General features: G+C 65.5%; 29 protein-coding genes. 11 read left to right on the top strand and 18 right to left on the bottom strand.

What is annotated here, in order from left to right:
* Positions 1–78: 78 nt before the first annotated feature.
* On the top strand, positions 79–444 hold the full coding sequence (locus tag AC1DUN_RS14450) for a hypothetical protein (protein WP_477714546.1): 366 nt from the start codon (positions 79–81) through the stop codon (positions 442–444).
* A gap of 31 nt (positions 445–475) precedes the next feature.
* Here the strand turns inward: AC1DUN_RS14450 and AC1DUN_RS14445 are convergent, their stop codons facing one another.
* Entirely contained in the window at positions 476–1,579 is a 1,104-nt protein-coding gene (locus tag AC1DUN_RS14445; RefSeq protein ID WP_477714545.1) for a Bug family tripartite tricarboxylate transporter substrate binding protein, read from the bottom strand.
* A gap of 445 nt (positions 1,580–2,024) precedes the next feature.
* Positions 2,025–2,480, bottom strand: coding sequence for an EVE domain-containing protein (locus AC1DUN_RS14440; protein ID WP_477714544.1), 456 nt, complete (start codon positions 2,478–2,480; stop codon positions 2,025–2,027).
* Between the two features lie 152 nt (positions 2,481–2,632).
* On the opposite strand from AC1DUN_RS14440, the gene AC1DUN_RS14435 reads away from it, so the two are divergent.
* On the top strand, positions 2,633–2,956 hold the full coding sequence (locus tag AC1DUN_RS14435; RefSeq protein ID WP_477714543.1) for a metalloregulator ArsR/SmtB family transcription factor: 324 nt from the start codon (positions 2,633–2,635) through the stop codon (positions 2,954–2,956).
* 32 nt (positions 2,957–2,988) lie between these two features.
* Positions 2,989–4,410 (top strand): DUF2867 domain-containing protein, encoded by a 1,422-nt coding sequence (locus AC1DUN_RS14430; RefSeq protein ID WP_477714542.1) that lies wholly within the window; start codon positions 2,989–2,991, stop codon positions 4,408–4,410.
* Between the two features lie 37 nt (positions 4,411–4,447).
* Here the strand turns inward: AC1DUN_RS14430 and AC1DUN_RS14425 are convergent, their stop codons facing one another.
* From AC1DUN_RS14425 to AC1DUN_RS14350, 16 genes are all read right to left on the bottom strand, one after another.
* Positions 4,448–5,122 (bottom strand): alpha/beta hydrolase family protein, encoded by a 675-nt coding sequence (locus tag AC1DUN_RS14425; protein WP_477714541.1) that lies wholly within the window; start codon positions 5,120–5,122, stop codon positions 4,448–4,450.
* 48 nt (positions 5,123–5,170) lie between these two features.
* On the bottom strand, positions 5,171–5,443 hold the full coding sequence (locus AC1DUN_RS14420; RefSeq protein WP_477714540.1) for a YkvA family protein: 273 nt from the start codon (positions 5,441–5,443) through the stop codon (positions 5,171–5,173).
* Between the two features lie 105 nt (positions 5,444–5,548).
* Positions 5,549–5,788: a hypothetical protein gene (locus AC1DUN_RS14415; RefSeq protein WP_477714539.1), complete on the bottom strand. Its 240-nt coding sequence runs from the start codon at positions 5,786–5,788 to the stop codon at positions 5,549–5,551.
* 42 nt (positions 5,789–5,830) lie between these two features.
* Positions 5,831–6,040 carry a hypothetical protein gene (locus tag AC1DUN_RS14410; protein ID WP_477714538.1) on the bottom strand — a complete coding sequence of 70 codons (210 nt, stop codon included), beginning with the start codon at positions 6,038–6,040 and terminating at the stop codon, positions 5,831–5,833.
* Between the two features lie 126 nt (positions 6,041–6,166).
* Positions 6,167–7,444 (bottom strand): amidohydrolase family protein, encoded by a 1,278-nt coding sequence (locus tag AC1DUN_RS14405; RefSeq protein ID WP_477714537.1) that lies wholly within the window; start codon positions 7,442–7,444, stop codon positions 6,167–6,169.
* Positions 7,445–7,455: 11 nt separating this feature from the next.
* On the bottom strand, positions 7,456–8,193 hold the full coding sequence (locus AC1DUN_RS14400) for a GNAT family N-acetyltransferase (protein WP_477714536.1): 738 nt from the start codon (positions 8,191–8,193) through the stop codon (positions 7,456–7,458).
* Entirely contained in the window at positions 8,193–9,125 is a 933-nt protein-coding gene (locus AC1DUN_RS14395; RefSeq protein WP_477714535.1) for an ABC transporter permease, read from the bottom strand. Before AC1DUN_RS14395 ends, AC1DUN_RS14400 begins: the two co-directional genes overlap by 1 nt.
* A complete protein-coding gene (locus tag AC1DUN_RS14390) occupies positions 9,122–10,192 on the bottom strand; it encodes an ABC transporter permease (RefSeq protein WP_477714534.1) in 1,071 nt (356 codons plus the stop codon). Before AC1DUN_RS14390 ends, AC1DUN_RS14395 begins: the two co-directional genes overlap by 4 nt.
* Complete coding sequence (locus tag AC1DUN_RS14385) at positions 10,189–11,766, bottom strand: ABC transporter ATP-binding protein (RefSeq protein WP_477714533.1); 1,578 nt, start codon at positions 11,764–11,766, stop codon at positions 10,189–10,191. Before AC1DUN_RS14385 ends, AC1DUN_RS14390 begins: the two co-directional genes overlap by 4 nt.
* The gene (locus tag AC1DUN_RS14380; RefSeq protein WP_477714532.1) at positions 11,741–12,184 is read right to left on the bottom strand and encodes a VOC family protein; all 444 of its coding nucleotides are present in this window, start codon (positions 12,182–12,184) and stop codon (positions 11,741–11,743) included. The genes AC1DUN_RS14385 and AC1DUN_RS14380 overlap by 26 nt, the downstream gene beginning before the upstream one ends.
* Before the next feature lies 1 nt (position 12,185).
* Positions 12,186–13,148: a 5'-methylthioadenosine/S-adenosylhomocysteine nucleosidase gene (locus AC1DUN_RS14375; protein ID WP_477714531.1), complete on the bottom strand. Its 963-nt coding sequence runs from the start codon at positions 13,146–13,148 to the stop codon at positions 12,186–12,188.
* Between the two features lie 24 nt (positions 13,149–13,172).
* Complete coding sequence (locus AC1DUN_RS14370) at positions 13,173–14,177, bottom strand: BMP family protein (RefSeq protein ID WP_477714530.1); 1,005 nt, start codon at positions 14,175–14,177, stop codon at positions 13,173–13,175.
* A gap of 172 nt (positions 14,178–14,349) precedes the next feature.
* Entirely contained in the window at positions 14,350–14,994 is a 645-nt protein-coding gene (gene upp, locus AC1DUN_RS14365) for a uracil phosphoribosyltransferase (RefSeq protein WP_477663668.1), read from the bottom strand.
* A 54-nt stretch (positions 14,995–15,048) separates the two neighbouring features.
* Positions 15,049–16,341, bottom strand: a complete 1,293-nt coding sequence (locus tag AC1DUN_RS14360; RefSeq protein WP_477714529.1) for a URC4/urg3 family protein — start codon at positions 16,339–16,341, stop codon at positions 15,049–15,051.
* Positions 16,334–17,641 carry a GTP cyclohydrolase II gene (locus AC1DUN_RS14355; protein WP_477714528.1) on the bottom strand — a complete coding sequence of 436 codons (1,308 nt, stop codon included), beginning with the start codon at positions 17,639–17,641 and terminating at the stop codon, positions 16,334–16,336. Before AC1DUN_RS14355 ends, AC1DUN_RS14360 begins: the two co-directional genes overlap by 8 nt.
* Before the next feature lie 144 nt (positions 17,642–17,785).
* Positions 17,786–19,312 carry a helicase HerA-like C-terminal domain-containing protein gene (locus AC1DUN_RS14350; RefSeq protein ID WP_477714527.1) on the bottom strand — a complete coding sequence of 509 codons (1,527 nt, stop codon included), beginning with the start codon at positions 19,310–19,312 and terminating at the stop codon, positions 17,786–17,788.
* A gap of 88 nt (positions 19,313–19,400) precedes the next feature.
* On the opposite strand from AC1DUN_RS14350, the gene AC1DUN_RS14345 reads away from it, so the two are divergent.
* The 8 genes from AC1DUN_RS14345 (at position 19,401) to AC1DUN_RS14310 (ending at position 25,358) form a co-directional block, all read left to right on the top strand.
* Positions 19,401–20,126 carry a YebC/PmpR family DNA-binding transcriptional regulator gene (locus AC1DUN_RS14345; protein ID WP_074574214.1) on the top strand — a complete coding sequence of 242 codons (726 nt, stop codon included), beginning with the start codon at positions 19,401–19,403 and terminating at the stop codon, positions 20,124–20,126.
* A 17-nt stretch (positions 20,127–20,143) separates the two neighbouring features.
* A complete protein-coding gene (locus AC1DUN_RS14340; protein WP_477663672.1) occupies positions 20,144–20,422 on the top strand; it encodes a hypothetical protein in 279 nt (92 codons plus the stop codon).
* A complete protein-coding gene (gene purD / locus AC1DUN_RS14335) occupies positions 20,419–21,720 on the top strand; it encodes a phosphoribosylamine--glycine ligase (protein WP_477714526.1) in 1,302 nt (433 codons plus the stop codon). The genes AC1DUN_RS14340 and purD overlap by 4 nt, the downstream gene beginning before the upstream one ends.
* Before the next feature lie 52 nt (positions 21,721–21,772).
* Complete coding sequence (hemF, locus tag AC1DUN_RS14330; protein WP_477714525.1) at positions 21,773–22,690, top strand: oxygen-dependent coproporphyrinogen oxidase; 918 nt, start codon at positions 21,773–21,775, stop codon at positions 22,688–22,690.
* Positions 22,687–23,319 (top strand): nicotinate (nicotinamide) nucleotide adenylyltransferase, encoded by a 633-nt coding sequence (gene nadD, locus AC1DUN_RS14325; RefSeq protein WP_477714524.1) that lies wholly within the window; start codon positions 22,687–22,689, stop codon positions 23,317–23,319. Before hemF ends, nadD begins: the two co-directional genes overlap by 4 nt.
* 29 nt (positions 23,320–23,348) lie before the next feature.
* Positions 23,349–24,164 carry a ribosome silencing factor gene (rsfS, locus tag AC1DUN_RS14320; protein ID WP_477714523.1) on the top strand — a complete coding sequence of 272 codons (816 nt, stop codon included), beginning with the start codon at positions 23,349–23,351 and terminating at the stop codon, positions 24,162–24,164.
* On the top strand, positions 24,161–24,628 hold the full coding sequence (rlmH, locus tag AC1DUN_RS14315) for a 23S rRNA (pseudouridine(1915)-N(3))-methyltransferase RlmH (RefSeq protein WP_477714522.1): 468 nt from the start codon (positions 24,161–24,163) through the stop codon (positions 24,626–24,628). The genes rsfS and rlmH overlap by 4 nt, the downstream gene beginning before the upstream one ends.
* A gap of 127 nt (positions 24,629–24,755) precedes the next feature.
* Entirely contained in the window at positions 24,756–25,358 is a 603-nt protein-coding gene (locus AC1DUN_RS14310; protein ID WP_477714521.1) for a Maf family protein, read from the top strand.
* Positions 25,359–25,372: the final 14 nt, after the last annotated feature.

Genomic DNA, 25,372 nt, shown 5'->3' with positions numbered 1-25,372 from the left:
TAGCGACCGAGCCTCGGCCGCGTGTGCGTTTGACCGTCGCCGCAGCGCCCTGCGGCTTAGATTTGTGGAGGTGACCGCATGAAGCGACCAACACCCTTGCCCGGCATCACGGTGCGCAAAGCCTTTGGCTTCATCAACCTGAACCGCCTGTTTGAATCCCGTGGCCCCGCAGCTGCCACACCCATGGCTGAAGTCCGCAAGCTGCAGCCTTCGCCTCGGATCCTTCCGCGGAACTCGCCCGACCAAGGGCTGGCCCTGACGGAAGATTGGGACATCATGTTCCGCGCCATCCAGGTGCGGCTTGTGAAGGTGGTCGGCGACCGCCTCGACGCGGCGCCCGCGCCGGCACCGGACGACGCGGCCGGCCGTGTGCAGGTCTGCGTGCTGGAGTGCGTCACGGCCATGGCCCAGCTGCATGCGGCGCTGAAGCGCCAGCGCGGCTAGGGCCGCTCAGCTCAGCTCAGCTCAGCTCAGCTCAGCTATCCGCCCGTATACCCCGCAGCATGATGATGCCGCCCAGGTTGCGCGTGTCGGCGCGCATGCGGGTGCGCAGGCCTTCGGCCGTGGAGGGCGCCGGCTGCCAGCCCACCGTGATCAGGCGCTGGCGCGTGTCGCCGGTCTTGAGCGCGTCTATCACCGCCGCGCCCAGCTTGTCGCGCACCGCGGCCGGCAGCGAGGCCGGGCCGGCCAGCGCGGTGAAGAGCTCCATGTCCGCGCCCATGATGCCCACCTCGCGCAGCGTCGGCAGCTCGGGCGCCAGCATGCTGCGCTGCTCCGAGGTCACGCCTATGACCTTCATCTTGCCGGCCTTGACCTGCTGCATCGCCAGGCCAGGCGGCAGCAGCGCCGCCTGCAGCTGGCCGCCCAGCATGGCCGTGATGATTTGCGGGTTGCCGGGGTAGGGCACATGCATCACGCCCAGGCCGCCGCTGCGGCTCTTGATCAGCTCCATCCCCAGGTGGCCCGGCGTGCCCGCGCCCGGCGAGCCGTAATTGGCCTTGTCGCCCTGGTTGCGCAGCCAGGTCAGCCACTCCTGCGGCGTGCTGCCCTGCGCGAAATTGCTCACCACCAGCACCATGGGCGTCGTGCCAATCAGCGCGATGGGCGCCAGGTCCACGGCGGGGTCGTAAGGCGCCATCGGGTTCAGTAGCTTGGCGATGGTCAGCTGGCTGTTGTTCATCACGCCAAAGGTGTGCATATCGGTGGCCTTGGACACCTGGTCGGCCGCGATGATGCCCGAGGCGCCGGCCTTGTTCTCCACAATCACCGGCTGGCCCAGGGTTTTTGACAGCTGCTCGCTGATGGAGCGCGCCGACAAGTCCTGCACCGATCCGGGCGGAAAGCCTATCAAGAGGCGTATCGGTTTGGTCGGCCACTCGATGGCCACCGGTGCCGCGGCGGCAGGCTTTGCGGCCGCGGGCTTGGCGAGCGCCAGCTTGCCGCTGGCCGCGTTGCCTTGGGAGGGATTGGCCTGGGCCCAGGCGCCGGACGATGCCGCCGCCAGCAAAACCGCCTGCGTGATGGCTTGGCTAATGGCCAGCGCGCGCTGTGACAGAAGCCGTGAGAAAAGTCGTGTCATGGGAAGCCCTCTGTTGGAGTGAAAAAACCTGACCGCTGTGGGACTCATGACCAGACAAGTGATGGCAATTGCCGCGCCGCGGCATGCCGTGTGGCCGTGCCCGCAGCCAATGCTGCGGGCCGTCCACCGCTCCCCCTCTTGCTGTCAATCCCGCCCCTGTGATGCGAACCATTGTGTTGAGCGGCCCGTGCAACGGTCAACCTGTTAGCCCTGACAGGGTTTGGCGGTTAAAGGGGGTGGGCGTGGGGAGGGCGGGCGTGATGAAACGCTATGTATACAGACGAAATGCCGGCCGGGGCGGCCGGTGTCAGGAATGACAGTGGCTAGTTGGGCCGCGGCCGGGTTGTGGCGTGTTTGTCACGCGCGAAAGTGCGGGGGCGATGCCGGTTTTGGTGCGCCCTAAGCCATTGGTATGCCCACCGCCTGCGGCATGAAGAACTAAGGCTTAGCGCCCGACAATCGCCTTCCAGTGCTTGGGCTCCACCGGCGTGATCGACAGCCGGTTGCCCTTGCGCAGGATGATGAGGTCCTCGAGTTCGGGCCGCGCGCGCAGCTCGGGCAAGGTGATGTTGGGAATCTTTTTGACCACCTGCACATCGACCAGCAGCCAGCGCGGCTCCTCGCGTTTGGACTTGGGGTCGTAATAGGGTGACTTGGCATCGAACTGCGTAGGGTCAGGGTAGGCCGTGGACGCCACGCGCGCGATGCCCACAATGCCGGGCTCGGCGCAGCTCGAGTGGTAGAACAGCACACCATCCCCAACCTTCATCCCGTCACGCATGAAGTTGCGCGCCTGGTAGTTGCGAACGCCTACCCAGGGGACTGTCGAATTTTTCGCCGCGAGCGCGTCGTCGACCGAGCATTCTTCGGGTTCGGATTTCATGAGCCAGTAGCTTGTCATGGGGGACCTTGATACCTGGGGTTGGGACGGAGGAGAGCTTAGCGGATCGACAGGGCAAAGAAAAGCCGATGCCGTAGCCGCAGCTGCTTGACAGTGCAGAACTTCTTGAATAAAGTCATTAACAAATAAGTTAATAATTAAACAAGAAGCAAATGGCCGCCTCCCTCGACAAAATCTTTGAAGCCCTCGCCTCGGGTCCCAGGCGCCAGATCCTGGCCTACCTGACCGAGAAAGAGCTCAGTACCACTGAGCTGGCTGAGCGCTTTGCCATGAGCACGCCGGCGATTTCGCGCCACCTCTCGGTGCTGGAAAACGCCGGCCTGGTGAGCAGCGAGCGCAGCGGCCAGTTCGTGCTCTACAAGCTCAACGGCGACAGCCTGGTCAACAGCCTCACGGGCTACGCCTTTGAACTCTGTCCGGTCGCGCGACCCCTGAAGCGGGAACGTGCCCCGGCCAAAACACAAAAAGCCAAGTAAGTAACGGGAACAAAAACAGGAAAGAGGGACTCATGCTGAATCTCACGCAGGTGGTTGAAACGTTTCCATCGGTTCGCATTCCATCCGAATCGGGCGGCCTGGCCGTCGAGGTGTCCTTGATCGCGCAGATCGGCCACGGCGCCGGCAATCATCTGTTTGCCAGCGTGGCGTCCCGGCAGCGGCAGCACAGCGCTTTTGTCGACGAGCTCGACGAACCCTCGGCCAAGCTGGGCGGCACCGACTTCTCCAAAGGCGATGCCACCTCGCTGTATTCCTTTGTGGTGGGCCCCAAGGGCCATCCGTTTCACCGCCATGCGGGCCACCGCATTTTCACGGCCGTGTCGGGCAGCGGCGGGGCGCAGCTGCGTTTTTCGAGCGCGTCGGAGCAGCAAATTCAGGAAGACCCTCACAACTTCATGCGCGCGCTGCGTTTTGTGAACATACCGCCGGACTGCCTGTTCACCGTGCGCTTTGGCGGGGAAACCTGGCACCAGTTCGCGGCGCTTTCGCGCAAGTCCCTGCATCCGGTGTTTTTTGCGCTGTCCTGCCATACCAATGAGCTGGGCGGTAATCTGCCGCAAGCCCTGAAAGAAAAAGTATTGAACAACGAGGCCAGCATCCCGGCGCTGACGGAGTTGTTGCCCGATGCGGTGAAGGCGCTGCTTCAGGCCAAGGACTTCAAGGCCGAGGCCGTGCCGACCACGACCTTGTCACTCGACGCCCCGCCCGGGACCTTTCATCGGGTGGTCTGCAACACCGTGCGCAGCGGCGCAGGCATGATGCGCGGCCTGTGGGGTTCGTGGAAGGGGGCCTCAGGCTTTCTGTCGCATGGCGGCTCCGCACGAAGCGTGAAAGAGCTCAGCAGTCCGCCGGCCGATTCCTTGCTGCTGGAGCAGTTGAGCGGCTTGCGCATCCACCATGAAGACACTTTTCGTCTGCGCGTGACCGGCACCAACTTCGGGAACACCAACGCCACGAATCTGCTGGCAGCGGTTCTGGAGGGCTTTTTGCTCAATGCGCCCAGTGGTGTTTCCAACCTGATGGCGCTGCGCAACGTGCTGGTCAAACCCCTGGGCCTGCGCACGTCGCCCTTGGGTTGCCCGGTCTCATCCCTGTTATCGCCGGACACCAGCAACCTGTTTGCCAACCGCTATCCGGTGCTGGCCCAGAGCGCCAACCCCGGCGACAGCAAGGCCCAGGTCATCCTGGGCGCCAACGACAAACATTTGCTGTTCAGGTCTTGCGTCAGCGTGGAAATCGTCGACAAGCACCATGTGGATGTGATGCTGGGCACGCGGGTCCATTGCAAGAATTTCTTTGGCCGCTTTTACATGGCTGCGATTGACTATGTGCATCGCCATTACGTCACGCCCACCATGCTGCGGCTGGCGGTGGAATATGCGGTGGTGCAGGAAAAAGAGTCGCCTGCACCCACCAAACTGGTGACGGCTTAAGGTGCCATCGTCCGGTCGCTGACGACCTATTGCAACGCTAGCGCTTTGTCATCCACGCAGCCATGGTGTCGCACAGTTCGTCGCGCACCCGTGCATCGGTACGGCCTGAACGCACCAGCACATGGAAGGCGTGGTCGGCGCCCTCCACGATGTGCAGGCTTGCCTTGTTGCCGAGGTTTGCCGTGGTCTGCGTGATCAGGTCCAGATCCGCGAGGGCATCGCGTGTGCCTTGCAGAAACAGCATGGGCAGCTTGACGCCCGCCAGGTGCGCGGCGCGTTCGGTGGACGGTTTGCCGGCCGGGTGCAGTGGAAAGCCCAGCAGCACAAGGCCCTTGACTCCAGGTAAGGGCTCGGCCGCCTGCGCCTGCGTGCTCATGCGCCCACCGTAGGACTTGCCACCGGCAAACAGCGGCACACCCGGCAGATGCCGCGCCGCTTCAGCGACCGCCGCCCGAACCGCCGCACGCGCGACGGCGGGGGAGTCGGGGCGCTTAGCACCTTGTTCCATGAACGGAAAATTAAAGCGCAAGCTGGCAATGCCGCGTTCCGCGAGGCCCTGGGCGATGGCCTCCATGAAGGCGTGGTGCATGTCCGCGCCTGCGCCGTGGGCCAACACATAACAAGCCTTGGCGCTGGCGGGCCTCTGCAGCAGGCCGGAAGTGCTGCCGCCGGAGGGGAGGGCAATGGTCAGTGAAACAGGGCGTGTGGGCATGGCCGGCGTGCGCGGGGTTGGGCTACGCCATTACAGCACCGCCCGTGTTCAGCGGGAAGGTTTTGCGACCGGATCGGCGATCCCGGGCGGCAGGCGATTGAGCAGCCAGCGGATGGCCAGCGGAACCAGCACCAGGTCGTCGGCGATGCCGATGACGGGCAGGACGTCGGGGATCAAATCAATGGGGGAGAACAGGTAGAGCGCAATGGCCGCGGTGCCCCATTTCAGCCAGGCGGGCGCTTCGGGGTGGCGCAGGGCGGTCCACAGCCGCCGCGCGTCGCCGCGTATCAGAACCCAGAGCAGGGTCAGGCGTTTGAACATGAAAGCTCCTCGGGTGAAGGTGCGGGCCCGGCGGGCCGCTGGCATTCATATGGCGATGCCTGCATGGGCTGCAAGGGAGCTGACAAGGCGTTACATTCGCGCCGCTCAGTGCGCCAGATCGGCCACCAGCTTGTCGGCCGCCTGGGCGGCCTCGGCGCGCGTGAGCCAGGTCCTGCCGCTGTCGTCATGCAAAGGCGGCAGCGATTCCACATGCACCACGTCGATGTACCAGGGGCCGTCAGGCATATGGCACAGCCTGGCCATGTAATGCCTGCCGTTGGCGACGCCGGGGACGTATTCCTCGATCGGCTCCTGTTCTTCTGGTTCTTCTGCTTCCGGGTCCATGGTGTTTCTCTCCAAATCCCGATTATCCGCAACCGGGTACGGCTAGTCCTTGAGCTCCACTCCGAGCGCCGCGAGCTTTCTGGCGTAGGCATCCCTGCGTTTAGCGGCTTTGTCCGCTGTCTCGACGGCCATCTGGATCGCCTTGGGGCCTTTGGTCGCGACGGTTTTGATCAAGCCGAATTTGTGAGCGGCTTCGGCCTCCGCCCTTCTGAAAGTGGCGATGAGTTCCGCGTGGGCGATGGATGAAGTCATGGCTCGATCTTCAAGGTAAAAGTCTTGTTTTGTGATTTTTCTTGAAAACATCTTCTTCAAGGTAAAAGTGGCGTTTTGCACTTTTACCTTGAAGTTCGCTGTCCGGGCTGGTTGGCCGGCTGGGCCCTAGCGGGACAGCCTGAAACCGGTGGCGGCCGGCCGCCCCGGTAGCTGCAACCGGGTGGAAACCTCCGGTGTTTCGGCCAGCAGCGTTCCCTTCTTCCACACCTTGAGCCGATTCGCCCGCAAACGAATCGCCTCCACAGCATCCCGCGCCTGCAGCAGCACAAAACTCGCGTCACAGCCCACCTCCAGCCCATAACCCCGCAGGTGCATGACCTTGGCGGCATTGACCGTCACCGCATCAAAACACTGGCGTATGCCTTTCTGGCTGGTCATCTGCGCCACATGCAGGCCCATGTGGGCGACTTCCAGCATGTCGCCCGAGCCCATGCCGTACCAGGGGTCCATCACGCAGTCGTGGCCGAAGGCGACATTCACGCCGGCGGCCATGAGTTCGGGCACGCGGGTCATGCCGCGGCGTTTGGGGTATGTGTCGTGGCGGCCTTGCAGGGTGATGTTGATCAGGGGGTTGGCGATGACACTGACACCGGACTCGGCGATCAAGGGCAGCAGCTTGGAGACGTAGTAGTTGTCCATGCTGTGCATAGAGGTGCAGTGGCTGCCATTGGCGCGGCCTTGCAGGCCCAGGCGCTGGCTTTCAAAGGCCAGGGTTTCGATATGGCGCGACAGCGGGTCGTCGGATTCGTCGCAGTGCATGTCGACCAGCAGGCCGCGCTCGGCCGCGATTTCGCAGAGCAGCTTGACGCTGGCCGCGCCCTCGGCCATGGTGCGTTCAAAGTGCGGGATGCCGCCCACCACCTCCACGCCTTTGTCCAGCGCGCGATTGAGGTTGTCGACGCCGCCTTGGGTGCGCAGCACGCCGTCCTGCGGGAAGGCGACCAGCTGCAGGTCTATATAGGGCGCGACCTGTTTTTTGACGTCGAGCAGCGCATCGACGGCCAACAGGCTGGGGTCGCTGGTGTCGACGTGGCTGCGTATGGCCAGCAGGCCCTTGGCGACGGCCCAGTCGCAGTAGGCGAGGGCACGTTCCATGAGGGCCTCGGCCGTCAGCAGCGGCTTGAGTTCGCCCCATAGCGCGATGCCTTCGAGCAGCGTGCCGCTTTCATTGATGCGCGGCAGGCCGTAGCTGAGCGTGGCGTCCATGTGGAAGTGGGGGTCGACAAAGGGCGGGCTGAGCAGATAACCGCCGGCGTCCACCGTTTCGCGGGCCGGTGCCTGCAGGCCGGCCTGGACGGCGGTGATCTTGCCGTTTTGCACGGCGATGGAGATGCCGGTGCGGCCGTCGGGCAGCGCGGCGTTGGTGATGAGCAGGTCTAGCATGGCGTGGCCTTTCAGCTGCGATGTTGCTGCGGGTCGGCGGACCAGCGCGCGCGGGGCAGGCGGTAGATGCAGCAGCGCCGTTCGGGGTTGCCCTCGGGATAAGCCCAGTGGTCGAATTCGTCGGCAGGGCTTTCCTGCATGCCCAGGCGCTGCATGACGGCGCGCGAGCGGGTATTGCGCAGTGTTGTCATCGCGACGATCTCCTGCAGGCCCAGGGATTCGAAACCGGCGCGCAAGGACAGGCGTGCCGCCTCGGTGGCCAGGCCCAGGCCCCAGAAGCGCTGCGCGAGCCGCCAGCCGATTTCCACGCAGGGGCCACAAGGAAACTCCGGGTCGGGAATATGGAGGCCGGTAAAGCCCGCGAATTGCGGCGCCGCTGCGCCTTCGGCCAGGTAGTCCATGGCCCAGAAGCCCCAGCCGCGCTCTTCGATCTTGCGGCTCATGCGGTCTATCCAGGCGTCGCTCTGCGCGCGGCTGAGCGGCGCCGGGAAGTGGCGCATGACCTCGGTATCGGCCGTCATGGCGGCAAAGGGCTCGCGGTCGGCGTCCGTCCAGGGGCGCAGTTGCAGGCGCGGGCTGGCCAGCAGGGATGGTGCGATCAGGGTGGCGCTGCCGGGTGCCCAGGCGATGGGCTCGGCTTCCAGGCCGCCGGCCAGGGCATCTTGCAGGAGCTGGCGTTCGGCCTGTTTGCGGGCGGTTTTTTCATTGAGGAAAGCCGGGTCTGTGCTTTCTGTTTGGCGGCTGCGCATCAGCGCTCTCCCTTGCGATAAAGTTTCATCAACGCCTGAGGATACGCCGCCTTGCGTGCCACCAGCACCAGCGCGAGTATGGACAGCAGGTAGGGCAGCATCAGATAGATCTGGTAAGGCACGTTGACCAGGCCGGACGTCTGCAGGCGCAGCTGCAGCGCGTCAAAAAACGCGAACAGCAGGGCACCCAGCAAGGCCTTGCCGGGCCGCCAGGAGGCGAACACCACCAGCGCCACACAGACCCAGCCGCGGCCGTTGACCATGTTAAAGAAAAAGGCGTTGAAGGCCGACAGCGTGAGGAAGGCGCCGGCCACACCCATCAAGGCCGAGCCGGCGACGATGGCGGCCGTGCGTGTGGCCGCGACGGAGACACCCTGGCCTTCGGCGGCCTGCGGGTTCTCGCCGACCATGCGTATCGCCAGGCCGGCCGGCGTGCGGTACAGCAGCCAGGCGACCAGCGGCACCAGGGCCAGGGCCAGCAGGGTCAGCGGGGTTTGCGCGGCCAGTACGTCAAGGCCCGTGCCGTCCAGCCAGTGCATGGGCGCAAAGGGCGTGACGGTGGGTGGCGTGTCGACCTTGGGGAAGCTCACGCGGTAGCCGTAATAACTGAGCGAGGTCGCCAGCAGGGTGATGCCCAGGCCGGCGACATGCTGCGACAGCGCCAGGCCCACAGTGAGGAAAGCATGCAGCAGGCCGAATACCGCGCCGGTCAGCGCCGCCACCACCACACCCAGCCACAGCGGCGCGCCGGCGTAGACAGCCAGCCAGCCGCTGAAAGCGCCCGCGACCATGATGCCTTCGATGCCGAGGTTGAGCACACCGGCACGCTCGCAGAGCAGCACGCCCAGGGTGCCGAGGATGAGTGGGGTGGCGATTCTCAGGACGGCAATCCAGAAGGGAGCGGCGGCGAGGACGTCCAGCAGTTCGGTCATGGTTTGCGTCCCCACACCAGGCGATATTGCGTCATCAAGGTCGCCACCAGCACCGAAATCAGCGAAGCCGCGACGATCACATCGGCAATATAGGTAGGCACGCCGACCGCGCGGCTCATGGTGTCGGCGCCCACCAGCACGCCGGCCACAAACACGGCGGCGGCGACCACGCCCAGGGGATTGAGCGCGGCCAGCATGGCGATCACGATGCCGGTGTAGCCATAGCCGGGCGACATGTCCAGGGTGACATAGCTGGTGCGGCCGGCCACCTCGATGGCGCCGGCCAGGCCGGCCAGCGCGCCCGACAGCAGGGCCACCAGCACCACGGTACGGGTGACGGGCACGCCGGCAAAGGCCGCGGCCCGGGTGTTGGCGCCCATGGCACGTATGTCAAAACCCAGCACGGTGTATTTGAGCAAAGCCCACAGCGCCACGGCCAGGCCCAGGGCCCAGAACAGGCCGGTGTGTATGCGCGTCTGCTCAATCAGTTTGGACAGCTCCAGATCGCCCAGCAGCGCCACGCTTTGCGGCCAGCCCATGGCGGTCGGGTCTTTCATGGGGCCGTCCAGCATGGCCGAGACAAACAGCAGCATCACAAAATTGAGCAGCAAGGTGGTGACCACCTCGTCAACGCCCAGCCTTGCCTTGAGCAGCGCCGGCCCCAGCAGCAGCAGGGCGCCGGCCAATGCGGCGGCCAGCAGCATAAGGCCGAACAGCAGCCAGACCGGCAGCCCAAAACCCGTGCCGCCATGCAGCCCGCCCACGGCCACGGCGGCCAGCGCGCCGGCATAAAGCTGGCCCTCGGCGCCTATGTTGAAGAGCCGCGCCTTGAAGGCCACGGTGGCGGCCAGACCGGTGAGGATCAGCGGAATCGCACGGGTCAGGGTTTCGCTGAGCGCAAAGACCGAACCAAAGCCGCCCTTGAACAGCAGGCTGTAGGTCTGCCCCAGCGGCGCGCCGGCCCACAGCACCAGCAGCGCGCTGACCAGCAGGGTAAAGGCGATCGCGGTTATGGGGGCCAGCAGCAAGGCGAGCTTGGACGTCTCGGTGCGCTTTTCCAACCTCATGCCGGAACCTCATTCGCAGTTTCAGCGCCTGCCATGGCCAGTCCAATCGCCTCACGTGTCCAGGCTTCGCCGGGCAAGGCTTCGGTGAGCCGTCCCGCGTGCATGACCGCGACGCGGTCCCCCAGCGCGATGACCTCGTCCAGGTCGTCGGAAATCACCAGCACGGCCGCGCCGGCATCGCGCGCGGCAATCAGCTGTTGCTGCACATAGGCGACCGCGCCTATGTCCAGGCCCCAGGTCGGCTGGTGGGCAATGATGAGCTGGGGTGGCTGCGCTGTGGCTTCCGTTGAAGGAGCGACCAGGGCCCGGCCCAGGATCAGTTTTTGCATATTGCCGCCTGAGAGCGACCTGGCCGCCATCTGCGGCCCGCCGCCGCGCACGTCAAACTCGCGCACAATGCGCGCCGCATGCGCTTGCGCGGCCTGGCGTTTGACCCACAGCGCTCTGGAAAACGCCGGGCTGCGCAGGCGTTCCGATACGGCGTTTTCCCAGACGCAAAGGTCGCTGACCACACCCACGCCATGCCGGTCTTCGGGGATGCGCGCCACGCCTTGCGAAACCAGCCAGGCGGGCGAGGCTTTTAAAGGTTGGCCCTGCAAGGTCACCGTGCCCCGGCTGGCCTGGCGCATGCCGCACAGCAGCTCGGCCAGCGCGAGCTGGCCGTTGCCCGAGACGCCGGCAATCGCGACGATTTCGCCGGCCCTGAGCTGCAGCGAGACGCCGTCCAGCCGGTCACGGCCCGCGTCGGCCGTGCTGACGGCATCCAGTGTGCAGACCGCCGCGCCCGTGGCCGGCGCGGGCCGGCGCTGCGTGGCCGCGACGGCATGGCCCACCATCCATTGCGCAAGCTGCGCCTGGCTGGTGCCGGCGGCCGGCGCCTGGGCCACGAGCTTGCCGGCGCGCAGCACGGCTACGCGCTGCGAGACGCGCAGCACCTCGGCCAGCTTGTGGCTGATAAAGATGATGGACAGGCCCTGGGCCACCATCTGGCCCAGGGTGTCGAACAGCGCCTCGCTTTCCTGCGGCGTCAGCACGGCCGTGGGTTCGTCAAGGATCAGGATGCGCGCGCCGCGGTACAAGGCCTTGAGGATTTCCACGCGCTGGCGCTCGCCGACCGAGAGGCTGCCGACCTTGGCGTCCGGCGCGACCGGCAGGCCGAAACGCTGCGCTACCGCTAGCAATTTGGCGCGCGCCGCGCCGCGGCGCGAGAACAGCTGCCACAGCGGCTCGCTGCCCATCATCACGTTGTCGAGCACGCTGAGGTTGTCGGCCAGCGTGAAGTGCTGGTGCACCATGCCGATGCCGGCCTCGAGCGCCGCGCGCGGGTTGCCGGGCGGCAGCGGCCGGCCGAAGATCTCTATGCTGCCTTCGTCGGCCGTGTAGTGGCCGAACAAAATGGACACCAGCGTGGACTTGCCGGCGCCGTTCTCGCCCAGCAGCGCGAGGATCTCGCCGGCCTGCAAGTCCAGCGAAATCGCGTCATTGGCGAGCAGCGGGCCGAAGCGTTTGCTGATGTTGGCAAGGCGCAGCACCGGCGGCTGGGTGTTCTCAGCCGAGGGATGTCCAGTGGTCATGCCGGTCACGCCGCTCCTGGCGGTAGTTGGTGATTTCCAGACGGAGGCCATCGGGGTCGCTGAAAAAGGTCGCCCAGTAGTCCGGTGCGTATTCGCCGTGCTGGTGCGGCTCGCTGGCGTTGATGCCTGAGGCCTGCAGCAGCCGGGCGCATTCGACCACGTCTTCGACCGTGTCCACGCGCAGGCAAAAGTGGTGAAGGCCGGGCGAGTAGGGGTCGTGCGCGGCTTGGGAGCGGGCCGGCCGCAGGACATAACCGAAGTAGCGGTTGAAATACTGGATGTGCGGGTCACCGCCAATCGTGAAGGTGTTTTTGCGGCAGCGGAGCACCGTCAGCATGAGTTTGTCGTAGAACGCTTCCGACGCTGCCATGTCGCTCACGGCGATGTAGATGTGGTCGATCCCGGTGAGTTCGGGCATGCTATTTCCAGGCTGCGAGAAATGCCAGCAGCACCTTTGCCGAATTGTCGGCGGCGATACCCATAAAGGTCACCATCTCATTGGCGCCTTCGCCGCCGCCGGCCAGGTCGCTGAGCGAGCGGAAGGCGATATAGGGCACGTTGTTGCTGTAGGCCACCATGCCGACGGCGGCGGTTTCCATGTCCAGCACATTGGCCCCAAAAGTCTTGAAAGCGTATTCGCGGAAGGCGGCGTTGTCGACAAAGGCCTGGCCCGAGACGCCGTTGCCGCCGACCAGCAGTTGCGGCTTGTGCGTGAGGCAGACGCCGGCGTTACAGGATTCCAGCGCGATGGGCCCCAGGCCGCGCGCCGTTTCCAGCATCCCGGCATCGACCTCAAACCAGAACTTGCGCACCGGCGCCGGGCTGGCGGCCGTGCGGGTTTCGACGGGGCGCGGGTGCAGCATGCCGAAGGGCGCCAGGGTCTGGGCTTCCATACGCGGCGGTATGGTGTAGCGGCCGGGCGCGGTTTCGCGCGCCATCAGCACCTCGAGGTACTGGCCCCACTGGGCCGGCACGCTGACGTCGCCTATGTGCAGGCTGGGATCCACGCCGCCGGCAATGCCGCTGAAGACAATGCTCTGGATGTTGAAGCGGTCCAGCACGAGCTGGGTGTTCATGGACGCATTGACCATGCTGATGCCCGAGAGAAACAGCACGACCGGCTTGCCCTGCAGTGTGCCGGTGCTGAACTCGACGCCGTTGACGCGGTGCCGCGCCGGGGTTTGCAGCTGCCGCAGCAGCAAGGTGAGTTCGGGCTCGAAGGCCGAGATCACGGCGATGCGCGGCGTTTCATCGAGCCGCACCGGCGTGCCGGTGGCCGGCGCGGTGGCGCAGCCGGCCAGGCCGAAAGCCAGCAGCCCGGCGATGGCAAAAGCCGCCAGCCAGGACGGGAGCATGCGCCGCAGGCAAACAGGGATATGCATACGGCGCTTCTCCGGAGCCCAGGCTTATTTGGCGGTGGACTTGGGCTGGCTGTCGTCGACCTTGACGCTGTATTTGCCGTCGAGGATGTCTTTTTCCTTGGCCTTGACCTTGGTGACGATGGCGGCGGGAACCTTCTTCTCGAAGGTGCCCAGCGGGGCGAGTTCGGAGCCCTTGTGCTTCATCATGGAGTAGGGGCCGTAGTCTTCGGCCGTGAACTTGCCTTCCTTGACGAGCTTGATCGCGCGGTCAATGCTGGGCTCCATATTCCACAGCGCCGAGGCGACCACGGTGTCGGGGTATTTGTCCTGGGTATTGATGACGTTGCCTATGGCCAGCTTGCCTTTTTCCTTGGCGGCATCGCTCACGCCAAAGCGCTCGGCGTACATCACGTCGGCGCCCTTGTCGATCATGGCGAAGGCGGCTTCCTTGGCCTTGGGCGGGTCAAACCAGCTGTTGATGAAACTCACGCTGAACTCGACCTTGGGATTGGTTTCTTTCGCGCCGGCCATAAAGGCGTTCATCAGGCGGTTGACCTCGGGAATCGGGAAGCCGCCCACCATGCCTATCTTGTTGCTCTTGGTCACGCCGCCGGCAATCATGCCCGTCAGGTAGGCCGGCTCCTGGATGTAGTTGTCGAACACCGAGAAGTTGGGCGCCTGCGGCTTGCCCGACGAGCCCATCAGGAAAGAGACCTTGGGGAAATCCTTGGCAACTTTGCGGGCCGCGGCCTCGACGGCAAAGGCCTCGCCGACGATCAGCGTGTTGCCGGCGGTGGCGTACTCGCGCATCACGCGCTCGTAGTCGGCGTTGGAGACGTTCTCGGTGGCCTTGTATTCAATCTCGCCGCGCGCCTCGGCGGCTTTGAGCGCCTTGTGCAGGCGGCTGACCCATTGCTGTTCAAACGGCACGGTGTAGAGCGCGGCGACCTTGGTCTTGGCCTGGGCGAACGCCAGGCCGGGCAGGGCAATGGCGGCCGCGGTGGCGAGCAGGACGAGTTGGCGGCGCTTGAAACGGGCAGCTTGAAACATGGGACTCTCCGGGTTGGTGGGTTCAGGAAAAACAGCGGCAAAAAATCAAGAGATCACCGGCCTCCGCTTTTTCAAGCAGGGGCCGCGGAACCGGCTTTGCCGGGCCGCTGGCGCCGTCCCCTGCAAGGGGAGAAGGCGCTACACGCAGTGAGCGTCCGACAGGGGTGTTCATTTATTTCGTACCAAAGATTCTGTCGCCTGCGTCACCCAGACCGGGAAGGATGTAGCCGTGGCTATTCAGCTCGCGGTCTATCGCAGCGGTGTAGATGGGCACGTCGGGGTGCGCGGCCTGCAGCGCCTTGATGCCTTCGGGGCAGGTCAGCAGGCAGACAAACTTGATGGATTTGGGATTGAGTTCCTTGAGCCGCTCGACGGCTGCGATGGCCGAATTGCCGGTGGCCAGCATGGGGTCGACGACGACGATGTCGCGCTCTTCCATGTCGTGCGGCATCTTGAAGTAGTACTCGACGGCCGTCAGCGTCTTGGGGTCGCGGTACAGGCCGACGTGGCCCACGCGCGCGCCGGGCACCACGCTGAGCATGCCTTCGAGGATGCCGTTGCCGGCGCGCAGGATGGAGACAAACACCAGCTTCTTGCCGTCTATGACCCTGGAGGTGGTTTTTTCGAGCGGGGTTTCGATCTCGATCTCCTGCATGGGCATGTCGCGTGTGACCTCATAGGCCATCAGCATGCTGAGCTCGTTGAGCAGGGTGCGAAAGGTGTTGGTGGAGGCGTCCTTGCGGCGCATCAGGGTGAGCTTGTGCTGCACCAGGGGGTGGTCTACCAGGTGGACTTTGTCGCTGCGGGTGGTTGTCATGTGTGTGTATGCCTCTTCATTCTTGTGCCTTGCCCGGTTTGCAGAGCGGAAATCTCAGAAAACCGTGCCGTCGCTTTCGATGTTCAGGGGCGGCAAACCCTGATGCAATTGCTGTGCCAGTGCGCGCCCCGCGGCCCAGGTGCCGCCTTCGAGCACGCGGGCCAGCGGCATCTGTTCGGCCGTCAATCCTAACTGCTCGCGCACCATGGGCGCGAGTTCGTCGAGCAGGGCAACAGTCAGCGCGCGCCATTCCACAATCAATTCATCACCGGCCTGGTGCAGGCGCCGGGCCTGGGCCGGGTCCTTGAACAGCAGCACGCCGGCGTCCAGGAACAGGCCCCCATTGCGGTACTCGGGCAGGCCGGTCAGGGCGTCCAGGCCGTTGACCTGCACGCCGGCCCATTCAAAGGGCTCGAGCAGCGAATAGGTAAGCCACTGCGAGAGTTTGTGGAAAGGCATCCAGCCATGGCTGGGGCCGCTGTCAGCCTCGCCGGCCGCGGGGTGGCGCCAGCAATCGCCCAGCGGGATGTTGCCCAGCATGTTCTGCGCCGGCCAGATGGACGACAGGCCGGTCAGCAGGATGGACAGCAGCTCATGCGCCTCGACGGTGTTTTTGCCGGGCAGCACCAGCACTTCAAACAAATGCCCGGGGCGGCCGCGCGGGCCGAAGAGCGCGGGCTGGTCCTGCAGGGCCTGGCCCAGGCGGCGCAGCAGCGCGGCGCGGCCTTCCAGGCCCACCAGCGGGTTGCTTTCAGTGACCTGGAAGGCGGCGGCCAGCTGTTCGGCCGTGACGGCCTTGAGGCCGGCGGCATCGGCCTGCAGCGGATACTGCGGGTCGCTGGAGAACATGCCGGCCATAAAGGCATGGAAGCTGGCCACGCCCAAGCCTTCGGAGCGGCTGTATTCGCAGCCGGGCCGCTCGCCCTGGGCGGCTTCAAGGTAGCGCCACTGCGGGCCGGCGCCGGCGTCGAGCAGCACGCTGACCAGGGCCAGGTCTATCTGCGCGCGTGCGCGCCCGGCCGGCGTGGCCGAGGCCAGGGCTTCATTGAGCAGGGCGGGGCGCTGGACGCCGCCGGCCTCGAAATGCCGCCAGCGCGAGTGGTAGGGAATCTCCAGGCTGGGGTAGCGGGCGCGCGTGATTTCGGCGACCAGGCTGGCGGCGGTGGCCATGGCGCCGTCGTTGACGCTGAACCAGGCTGATTCGCCGCGGCGCGCGCGTGCCAGCAGGGCGCGGGCGCGCGAACGTATGGTGGCGGTGGAGCGCAACTCGGCGGCGGCACCTATGCCGCGCAGGTTGCCGGCGATGGTGTAGTTGGCGTTGGCCGGTGGCGTGTTGGCTTCAGGCATCCAGCCCCCGGCCCTTGGCTTTTTTGAGTTCCTCGGCGTCGGGCACAGCGCCGGGCGTGAAATAGCCGGCGGCCATCTTGGCGTCCATCTCGACCTGGGCGTCGGCCGGGATCAGGCCTTCGGGGATGTTGACGCGCTCGACGACTTCGATGCCGGCGCGCGTGATGGCGTCGTATTTCATGTTGCTCATGGAGACCAGCCGGTGGATCTTGCGTATGCCCAGCCAGCTCAGCACATCGGGCATCAACTCCTGAAAGCGCATGTCCTGCACACCGGCCACACATTCGGTGCGCGCGAAGTACTGGTCGGCGGTGTCGCCGCCGACCTGGCGCTTGCGGGCGTTGTAGACCAGGAACTTGGTGACTTCGCCCAGCGCCCGGCCTTCCTTGCGGAAGTAGGCCACCAGGCCCACGCCGCCGCGCTGCGCGCCCTGTATGCATTCCTCAATCGCATGCGTGAGGTAGGGGCGGCAGGTACAGATGTCGGAGCCGAAGACGTCCGAGCCGTTGCATTCGTCATGCACGCGGGCGGTCAGTTCGATCTCGGGATTGGCCAGGTCGCGCGGCTTGCCGAAGATGTAGGCGGTGAGGCCGCCGATAGGAGGAAGAAACACTTCCAGGTCGCTGCGCGTGACGAGTTCGGGGTACATGCCGCCGGTTTCCTCGAACAGCACGCGGCGCAGATCGGTCTCGCTGCAGCCGAAACGCCGGGCGACCTCGGGCAGGTACCAGACCGGCTCGACCGCGACCTTGGTGACCACGGCCGCGCCGCCGGCCGTGAGGTATTTGCCGTCGGCCTTCAGGCGCCCGGACTGCAGGGCTTCTATGACCTCGGGCAGGATCACATGGGCTTGCGTCACCGCGATGGTGGGGCGTATGTCGTAGCCCGCGGCCAGCTCGGCCGAAAAAACGTCGGCCACCGTGGCGCCCCAGGGGTCCATGGCGGCGATGCGGCCGGGCTCGCTCCACTGCGGGTAGGGGCCGATGATGTCGGTGGGCGAGGTGTTGGTGAGGTCGGCCTTGTGTTTGGCCGACAGCGCGCCCGAGGCGACGGCCAGCGCGCGGTAGACGCTGTAGGAGCCGCTGTGCGTGCCGATGACGTTGCGGTGGCTGCGCTTGGTGGTGGTGCCGACCACCGGCCCGCGTTCGGCCGGTGTGGCCGCGCCCCAGTGGATGGGCAGCGCGCCGAAGCCGCCTGCGTGGGAGGTCAGCCGGATGTGGGAAGCCGGGGAGGGGCTGGAAGCGGTGGGCGGGGAACCGGAAGGCGAGCCGGACGATGGGGCGGCAACTTCAGCAGGCATTGCGTATCCTTCAAAAAAACCAATGTAGCGATGCGTGCCGGGCTTGACAAGCCCGGCTTGCGCCGGGTCGCCAATTTGCGACAACTGTATTGCTCCTTCTCCCTCTGGGAGAGGGAGAAAGAGGAGGCGGAAAGAGAATTCGCCTCAGCGTTTCTTGCCGCCGAAGATGCTGCCCAGCACGCCGCGAATGATCTCGCGGCCCACGGCCGAGCCCATGGTGCGCACGGCCGACTTGGCCATGCTTTGCGCCAGGCCGTCGTGTTTGCCGCCGCGCGGGCCGGTGGTGCCGAAGAGCACGTCGTTGAGCCCGCCCAGGATGCCGCCGGAATCGCTGGTGCCGGCCGCACCGCCCTGGGGCGCCTTGCCGGCTTCGGCGGCCGCCACTTCGGCGCGGCCCTTGATTTTTTCGTAGGCCGACTCGCGGTCCACGGCTTTTTCATAAACGCCCGCGACCAGCGAGCCCTGGATCAGCGCCTGGCGCTGCTGCGGCGTGATGGGGCCGATCTGGCTGCCGGGCGGCAGCACATAAGCGCGTTCGGTGACGCCGGGCCGGCCCTTGGCGTCGAGCAGGCTGACCAGCGCCTCGCCCACGGCCAGCTCGGTGATGGCGGTCTCGATGTCCAGGCCGGGCTTTTGCCGCATGGTCTGGGCCGTGGCCTTGACGGCCTTCTGGTCGCGCGGCGTGAAGGCGCGCAGCGCGTGCTGCACGCGGTTGCCGAGTTGGGCCAGCACCGAGTCGGGGATGTCCAGCGGGTTCTGCGTCACGAAATACACGCCCACGCCCTTGGAGCGCACCAAGCGCACCACCAGCTCGATGCGCTCGACCAGCGCCTTGGGCGCTTCGTTGAACAGCAAATGCGCCTCGTCGAAGAAAAACACCAGCTTGGGTTTTTCGGGGTCGCCGATTTCGGGCAGCTGCTCGAACAGCTCGGACAGCATCCACAGCAAAAAGGTGGCATACAGGCGCGGCGAGTTCATGAGCTTGTCGGCGGCCAGGATGTTGATCACCCCCTTGCCGTCCACCGTCTGCATGAAGTCGCTGATGTTGAGCATGGGCTCGCCGAAGAATTTGTCGCCGCCCTGGCTTTCGACCTGCAGCAGGCCGCGCTGGATGGCGCCCACGCTGGCGGCGCTGACGTTGCCGTACTGGGTGGTGAAGTCGCCGGCGTTGTCGCCCACGTACTGCAGCATGGCGCGCAGGTCTTTGAGGTCCAGCAGCAGCATGCCGTTGTCGTCGGCGATCTTGAACACCAGGTTGAGCACGCCGGCCTGGGTCTCGTTGAGGTTGAGCATGCGGCCCAGCAACAGCGGCCCCATGTCGGAGACGGTGGCGCGCACCGGATGGCCTTGTTCGCCGAAGACGTCCCACAGCGTGGCCGGGCAGACCAGCGATTCGGGAATCTCTATGCCGCGCTCCTTGAGGACGGCGGCCAGTTTGGCGCCCACCGTGCCGGCCTGGCTGATGCCGGTCAGGTCGCCCTTGACGTCGGCCATGAAGACTGGGACACCGATTTTGGAGAAATTCTCGGCCAGGGTCTGCAGCGTGACGGTCTTGCCGGTGCCGGTGGCGCCGGTGATCAGGCCGTGGCGGTTCGCCAGGCCGGGCAGCAGCTCGCACTGGGTGTCGGCATTGCGGGCGATGAGCAGGGGGAGGGCGGTGGTTTCGGCCATGGGGGTGTACGGTGGGTGAAAAAGTAAAATGCGGTTTGTAGATTAAATCAATTAATCACCGAAAAGCATCGAAAAAGGGGTTTGCGTCGTGGCTGGTCATAGTAAATGGGCGAATATTCAACACCGCAAGGGCCGACAGGACGAAAAACGCCAGCGTATCTGGACGCGCGTGATGCGCGAAATCATGGTCGCGGCCCGCATGGGCGGCGGCGACCTGGGCACCAACCCGCGGCTGCGCCTGGCGGTGGACAAGGCCAAAGCGGCCAACATGCCCAATGAAAACGTCAAATACGGCATCGCCAAGGCCACCGGCAGCCTGGAAGGCGTGCATTACGAGGAAGTGCGCTACGAGGGCTACGGCATAGGCGGCGCGGCCATCATCATCGACTGCATGACCGACAACAAGGTGCGCACCGTGGCCGAGGTTCGCCACGCATTCTCCAAGCACGGCGGCAACATGGGCACCGAAGGCTCAGTGGCCTTCCAGTTCAAGCACTGCGGCCAGATTATTTTTGCGCCCGGCACCAGCGAGGACAAGATCATGGAAGTGGCGCTGGAGTCCGGCGCTGACGACGTGATCACGCATGAGGACGGCGCCATCGAGGTGCTCACGCCCTACACCGGCTTTGAGGCCGTGCGCAACGCGCTGGAGGCCGCCGGCCTCAAGCCCGAGATCGCCGAGGTCACCATGCGCGCCGACAACACCATAGAGCTCAGCGGCGAGGACGCCCGCAAGATGCAAAAACTGCTGGACGTGCTGGAAGACCTGGACGACACCCAGGACGTGTTCCATAACGCGGTCCTTGAAAACTGAACGCCAGGAGTGGGATGATGGATGATTCCGAACGGCTGGCCCGCATCGAAACCCTGCTGCAGGAGGGCAACCGCCTGCGCAGCGAGGCGATCGCCCTGCAAAAGGAATCGCTGGAAATGCAGAAATCGCTGGTCGACGAAACCCGCGCCAACATCGTGAAAGCCGGCAAAGTCAACGACCAGGCGCTGGACATCCAGCGCCGCGCCAGGGTGGCCGCCAAGGTCATTTTTGGCATCGTATTTATTCTTGTTGTGTACCTCAGCTATTTGCTGTTTTTTAGATTGAACCTCCCGTGAAAGTTCTTGTTATTGGCGGCGGCGGCCGTGAGCACGCGCTGGCCTGGAAACTGGCGCAGTCCCCGAAAGTCCAGGCGGTGTATGTCGCGCCCGGCAATGGCGGCACCGCGCTGGACGCCCGGCTGGAAAACATCGCGATCACCGACGTGAAGGCGTTGCGCGAATGGGCGACGGCCGAAAAGATCGCGCTGACCGTGGTCGGCCCCGAGCAGCCGCTGGCCGCCGGCGTGGTCGACGAGTTCCGCGCACACGGCCTGCGGGTTTTCGGCCCGACCAGGGCGGCCGCGCAGCTCGAAAGCTCCAAGGCTTTTTCCAAGGCCTTCATGAAGCGCCACGGCATTCCCACGGCCGAATACGAAACCTTTAGCGACGCGGCCGCGGCCCACGCCTATGTGGACGAAAAAGGCGCGCCCATCGTCGTCAAGGCCGACGGCCTGGCCGCCGGCAAGGGCGTGGTGGTGGCCATGACGCTGCAGGAAGCGCACGAGGCCATCGAGTTCATGCTCGCGCCCAACCCGGACTTCAACCCGCTGGGCGTGACGCACAACGAGGGCGGCGCACGTGTGGTCATCGAGGAGTTTTTGCAGGGCGAGGAAGCCAGCTTCATCGTGATGTGCGACGGCAAGAACGTGGCGGCCATGGCCACCAGCCAGGACCACAAGCGCCTGCTGGACGGCGACGAAGGCCCCAATACCGGCGGCATGGGCGCGTACTCGCCGGCCCCGGTGGTCACGCCCGAGGTGCATGCCCGCGCCATGCGCGAGATCATCCTGCCGACCATCAAGGGCATGGAAAAAGACGGCATTCCTTTCACCGGCTTTCTGTACGCCGGCCTGATGATCGACGCCGAGGGCAAACCCAAGACGCTGGAATTCAACTGCCGCATGGGCGACCCGGAAACCCAGCCCATCATGATGCGGCTCAAGACCGACCTTTATGACGTGATGATGGCCGCGACCTCGGGCGCGCTGGACCAGATCGAACTCGACTGGGACCGCCGGCCCGCGCTGGGTGTGGTGATGGCCGCGCACGGCTACCCGCTGAACCCGCGCAAGGGCGACGCCATCCACGGCCTGGTCAAGCCCGCCGACGCGCCCGAAGACGCCATGGTGTTCCACGCCGGCACCCGCAAGGACGGCGACGCGACCCTGACCGCGGGCGGCCGCGTGCTCTGCGTGACGGCGCTGGGCAGCACGGTGAAAGCGGCGCAGCAGCGCGCCTACGAAGTCGCCCAGGGCATACGCTTTGACGGCGCGCAGTACCGCAAGGACATAGGCTGGCGCGCGCTCAAGCCCTGACCACCGCTCGGGGGCCGCTGTGCGGCTTCCGTTCCCCGGGGAACACCTCAGCATGACCGATATTTCAAGCGTTAGAGACTTTCTGCTGGCGCTGCAGCAGCGCATCACCGGCGCCATTTCCGCCATCGACGGCCAGGCCTTTGTGGCCGACCGCTGGCAGAAGGAGCCGGGCGAGCCGCTGCAGGGCAACGGCCTGACCATGATCCTGGAGCAGGGCGCTGTGTTCGAGCGCGCCGGCTGCGGTTTCTCGCATGTGCGCGGGCCCAAGCTGCCGCCCTCGGCGACGCAGCACAGGCCCGAGCTGGCCGGCGCGCCCTTTGAGGCCCTGGGCGTCTCGCTGGTGTTCCACCCGCGCAACCCCTATGTGCCGACGGTGCACATGAATGTGCGCATGCTGGCTGCGACGCCGGCCGCTAGCCCCGATGCGCCGGTCTGCTGGTTCGGCGGCGGCATGGACCTGACGCCGTATTACGGTTTTGAAGAGGACGCGGTGCATTTCCACCAGACCTGCAAGGACGCGCTGGCGCCTTTCGGCGAGGACAAATACCCGCGCTTCAAGCAGTGGTGCGACGAGTATTTCTACCTCAAGCACCGGCAGGAGCAGCGCGGCATAGGCGGCGTGTTTTTTGACGATTTCCAGGAACTGGGTCCGGAGCGCAGCTTTGCCCTGATGCAGGGCGTGGCCGATGCCTTTTTGCAGGCCTACCTGCCCATTGTGGAGCGGCGCAAGGACACGCCTTACGGCGAGCGCGAGCGCGAATTCCAGCTCTACCGGCGCGGCCGCTATGTGGAATTCAACCTGGTCTGGGACCGCGGCACGCATTTCGGCCTGCAGTCGGGCGGGCGCACCGAGTCCATCCTGATGTCCATGCCGCCGCTGGCGAGCTGGTCCTACCAGCGCGGCGTCGCGGCCGGCAGCCCCGAAGAGCGGCTTTACACCGAGTTTTTGCCGAGGCGGGACTGGCTTTGAGCACGCAGCCGCTCCCGCCGGGCAGGCGCATAGGCGTTTTCGGCGGTGCTTTCGACCCGCCGCACAATGCCCATGTGGCCCTGGCCGGGGCGGCGATCGCGCAGTTCGGCCTGGACACGCTCTATGTGGTGCCCACCGGCCATGCCTGGCACAAGTCGCAGGCCCTGAGCGCGCCGGCGCACCGCCTGGCCATGGCCAGGCTGGCGTTTGAGTCCATCCCCCATGTCCAGGTGGACGAGCGCGAGGTGCAGCGCCCCGGGCCGACCTTCACCATAGACACGCTGCTGGCGCTGCAGGCCGAGAACCCGGGCGCCCGGATTTACCTGTTTATAGGCGCCGACCAGTTCGCCGCCTTCCGGCAGTGGCACCGCTGGCAGGACATCCTGGATATTGCTATAATTTGTATAGCTGGTCGCGCACAATCCATGCCGGCCCAGCCTCAGTTTGAGGCCTATGAAAGCCGCAGCAGCCGTTTTACGCTGCTCGATCTCCCCCTGATGCCTGTGAGCGCCACCCAGATTCGCCAGTTGACGGCCTCGGGCGCGGCGACTGCCGGGGAAATTACCCGCTTGGTCCCTGAAGCCGTTGCACGTTATATTTCACTGCACCAGCTGTACCGTTCCCATTAATTCCTTACCTTATCGAAGCACATCACTGCATGACCTCCACCACCGCCAAAACCTCCGCCGCCGCCGACAAAAAGGATGTGCAGAAATTGCAGCGCGCCATCATCGATGGCCTGGAGGACGTCAAGGCGCAGGACATCCAGGTCTTCGACACCGAACACATCACCTCGCTGTTCGAGCGCGTGATCGTGGCGACGGGCAGCTCCAACCGCCAGACCAAGGCGCTGGCCGCCAGCGTGCGCGATGCGGTGCGTGATGCGGGCTTCGCCAAGCCGCGCATCGAGGGCGAAGACAACGGCGAATGGATCATCGTCGACTGCGGCGCCGCCGTGGCGCACATCATGCAGCCGGCCATACGCCAGTACTATCACCTCGAAGAGATCTGGGGCGACAAGCCCATCAAGCTCAAGCTGGGCGCGCCCGCGCCGCTGGTGAAAGCCTCCAGGGCCGACGTCGAGCCCGAGGCCAAGCCCAAGGCAAGCCGCGCCGGCGCAAAAACGGCTGCCAAGCCGGGCGCGAAGACCGCGGCCAAATCTGCGGCAAAAGCACCGGCCAAGGCGCCCGCCAAAACCGCTGACTCCAGCTATGTAGGCCGGGTCGGCAAGAGCAACGACTGGACCGCCAAGCGCAATGCGACCGCGACGGCGGCCGAACCCGCCGCCAAACCGGCCCGCGCCGGCGCCAAGGCCGCGACCGCTAAACCAGCCGCCAAGCCCGCGGTGAAGACGCCCATCATCAAGGTGCCGGCACCCAAAAAGGCCGTCGCGCGCAAGACGGCGGCCAAAACAGCTGCCAAGACCGCGGCCAAGAAACCCGCCGCCAGGAAAACCGCTCCCCGGAGCAAATGAGGCTGACGATCGTAGCCGTCGGCCAGAAGGTGCCCGACTGGGCGCAGACGGCCTATGAGGACTACGCCAAACGCTTTCCGCCGGAAATCAAGGTCGAGCTCAAGGCCGTCAAGACCGAGCCGCGCGCCTCCAAGACCCTGGAAAACCTGCTGTCCGCCGAGCGCGGCCGCATAGAAGCCAGCATCGCGCGCGGCACCCGTGTCGTGGCGCTCGATGAGCGCGGCACGGCCGTCACCACCGTGGCCCTGGCCGAAAGGCTGAAAGCCTGGCAACTGTCGGGCGACGACGTCGCCATCGTGATAGGCGGGCCCGACGGGCTGGACGCCGGCTTCAAGCAGGCCGCGCACGAGCGGCTGCGCCTGTCGGACCTGACCTTGCCCCATGCCATGGTGCGCGTGCTGCTGATTGAGCAGCTTTACCGGGCCTGGAGCATCACGATTAACCATCCTTATCATCGCGAATAATGGCCCCCACGCTTGTCGCTTCGCGTACTGCGCTGCCCCCCGAGGGGGCGCTGCGCCTGCGGCCCGGCAAAGCCGGTTCCGCGGCCCCTGTTGGTCTGAATACCCGAATACCTGAATAAGCTCTTGTATGGCTGAATTTATCTACCTCGCCTCACAAAGCCCGAGGCGGCGGCAACTGCTGGAGCAGCTCGGCGTACGCCACGAACTCCTGCTGCCGGACGCCGATGAAGATGCCGAGTCGCTGGAAGCGGTGCTCAAAAACGAAGCGCCCGCCACCTATGTCCAGCGCGTCACCGGCCTCAAGCTCGACGCGGCAGTCGCCCGCATGAAGCGGCGCAAGCTGCCGCCGGCGCCCATACTCTGCTCGGACACCACGGTGGCCATGGGGCGGTTGATTTACGGCAAGCCGGACGACGCAAAAGACGCGGCCCGCATGCTGCGCGAGCTCTCGGGCGGCACGCACCGCGTGCTGACGGCCGTGGCCGTGCAGGCCGGGCGCCGCCGTTTCGAGGCGCTCAGTCGCTCGAAGGTCAGTTTCGACGAATTGACGCCCGCCGAGGTCCGCAGCTACGTCGCCAGCGGTGAACCCATGGGCAAGGCCGGCGCCTACGCGGTGCAGGGCAGGGTGGCCCAACATATCAGCCGGATAGACGGCAGCTACAGTGGCATCATGGGGCTTCCGCTGAGGGAAACGGCGCTTTTGCTGAAAGCCGCCGGCTTCCGGCTTTAGCCTCTCCACACACA

It is taken from the genome of Polaromonas sp. P4_F6, assembly GCF_056401275.1.
The sequence above is the reverse complement of the archived record's forward strand: the minus strand, read 5'-3'. Positions and strand labels throughout refer to the sequence as shown.

What these genes read in the sequence shown, in the direction of transcription:
- AC1DUN_RS14450 (WP_477714546.1), top strand. Translation starts at nt 79, where the DNA reads ATGAAGCGACCAACACCCTTGCCCGGCATCACGGTGCGCAAAGCCTTT.
- AC1DUN_RS14445 (WP_477714545.1), bottom strand. Translation starts at nt 1,579, where the DNA reads ATGACACGACTTTTCTCACGGCTTCTGTCACAGCGCGCGCTGGCCATT.
- AC1DUN_RS14440 (WP_477714544.1), bottom strand. Translation starts at nt 2,480, where the DNA reads ATGACAAGCTACTGGCTCATGAAATCCGAACCCGAAGAATGCTCGGTC.
- AC1DUN_RS14435 (WP_477714543.1), top strand. Translation starts at nt 2,633, where the DNA reads ATGGCCGCCTCCCTCGACAAAATCTTTGAAGCCCTCGCCTCGGGTCCC.
- AC1DUN_RS14430 (WP_477714542.1), top strand. Translation starts at nt 2,989, where the DNA reads ATGCTGAATCTCACGCAGGTGGTTGAAACGTTTCCATCGGTTCGCATT.
- AC1DUN_RS14425 (WP_477714541.1), bottom strand. Translation starts at nt 5,122, where the DNA reads ATGCCCACACGCCCTGTTTCACTGACCATTGCCCTCCCCTCCGGCGGC.
- AC1DUN_RS14420 (WP_477714540.1), bottom strand. Translation starts at nt 5,443, where the DNA reads ATGTTCAAACGCCTGACCCTGCTCTGGGTTCTGATACGCGGCGACGCG.
- AC1DUN_RS14415 (WP_477714539.1), bottom strand. Translation starts at nt 5,788, where the DNA reads ATGGACCCGGAAGCAGAAGAACCAGAAGAACAGGAGCCGATCGAGGAA.
- AC1DUN_RS14410 (WP_477714538.1), bottom strand. Translation starts at nt 6,040, where the DNA reads ATGACTTCATCCATCGCCCACGCGGAACTCATCGCCACTTTCAGAAGG.
- AC1DUN_RS14405 (WP_477714537.1), bottom strand. Translation starts at nt 7,444, where the DNA reads ATGCTAGACCTGCTCATCACCAACGCCGCGCTGCCCGACGGCCGCACC.
- AC1DUN_RS14400 (WP_477714536.1), bottom strand. Translation starts at nt 8,193, where the DNA reads ATGCGCAGCCGCCAAACAGAAAGCACAGACCCGGCTTTCCTCAATGAA.
- AC1DUN_RS14395 (WP_477714535.1), bottom strand. Translation starts at nt 9,125, where the DNA reads ATGACCGAACTGCTGGACGTCCTCGCCGCCGCTCCCTTCTGGATTGCC.
- AC1DUN_RS14390 (WP_477714534.1), bottom strand. Translation starts at nt 10,192, where the DNA reads ATGAGGTTGGAAAAGCGCACCGAGACGTCCAAGCTCGCCTTGCTGCTG.
- AC1DUN_RS14385 (WP_477714533.1), bottom strand. Translation starts at nt 11,766, where the DNA reads ATGACCACTGGACATCCCTCGGCTGAGAACACCCAGCCGCCGGTGCTG.
- AC1DUN_RS14380 (WP_477714532.1), bottom strand. Translation starts at nt 12,184, where the DNA reads ATGCCCGAACTCACCGGGATCGACCACATCTACATCGCCGTGAGCGAC.
- AC1DUN_RS14375 (WP_477714531.1), bottom strand. Translation starts at nt 13,148, where the DNA reads ATGCATATCCCTGTTTGCCTGCGGCGCATGCTCCCGTCCTGGCTGGCG.
- AC1DUN_RS14370 (WP_477714530.1), bottom strand. Translation starts at nt 14,177, where the DNA reads ATGTTTCAAGCTGCCCGTTTCAAGCGCCGCCAACTCGTCCTGCTCGCC.
- upp (WP_477663668.1), bottom strand. Translation starts at nt 14,994, where the DNA reads ATGACAACCACCCGCAGCGACAAAGTCCACCTGGTAGACCACCCCCTG.
- AC1DUN_RS14360 (WP_477714529.1), bottom strand. Translation starts at nt 16,341, where the DNA reads ATGCCTGAAGCCAACACGCCACCGGCCAACGCCAACTACACCATCGCC.
- AC1DUN_RS14355 (WP_477714528.1), bottom strand. Translation starts at nt 17,641, where the DNA reads ATGCCTGCTGAAGTTGCCGCCCCATCGTCCGGCTCGCCTTCCGGTTCC.
- AC1DUN_RS14350 (WP_477714527.1), bottom strand. Translation starts at nt 19,312, where the DNA reads ATGGCCGAAACCACCGCCCTCCCCCTGCTCATCGCCCGCAATGCCGAC.
- AC1DUN_RS14340 (WP_477663672.1), top strand. Translation starts at nt 20,144, where the DNA reads ATGGATGATTCCGAACGGCTGGCCCGCATCGAAACCCTGCTGCAGGAG.
- hemF (WP_477714525.1), top strand. Translation starts at nt 21,773, where the DNA reads ATGACCGATATTTCAAGCGTTAGAGACTTTCTGCTGGCGCTGCAGCAG.
- rsfS (WP_477714523.1), top strand. Translation starts at nt 23,349, where the DNA reads ATGACCTCCACCACCGCCAAAACCTCCGCCGCCGCCGACAAAAAGGAT.
- rlmH (WP_477714522.1), top strand. Translation starts at nt 24,161, where the DNA reads ATGAGGCTGACGATCGTAGCCGTCGGCCAGAAGGTGCCCGACTGGGCG.
- AC1DUN_RS14310 (WP_477714521.1), top strand. Translation starts at nt 24,756, where the DNA reads ATGGCTGAATTTATCTACCTCGCCTCACAAAGCCCGAGGCGGCGGCAA.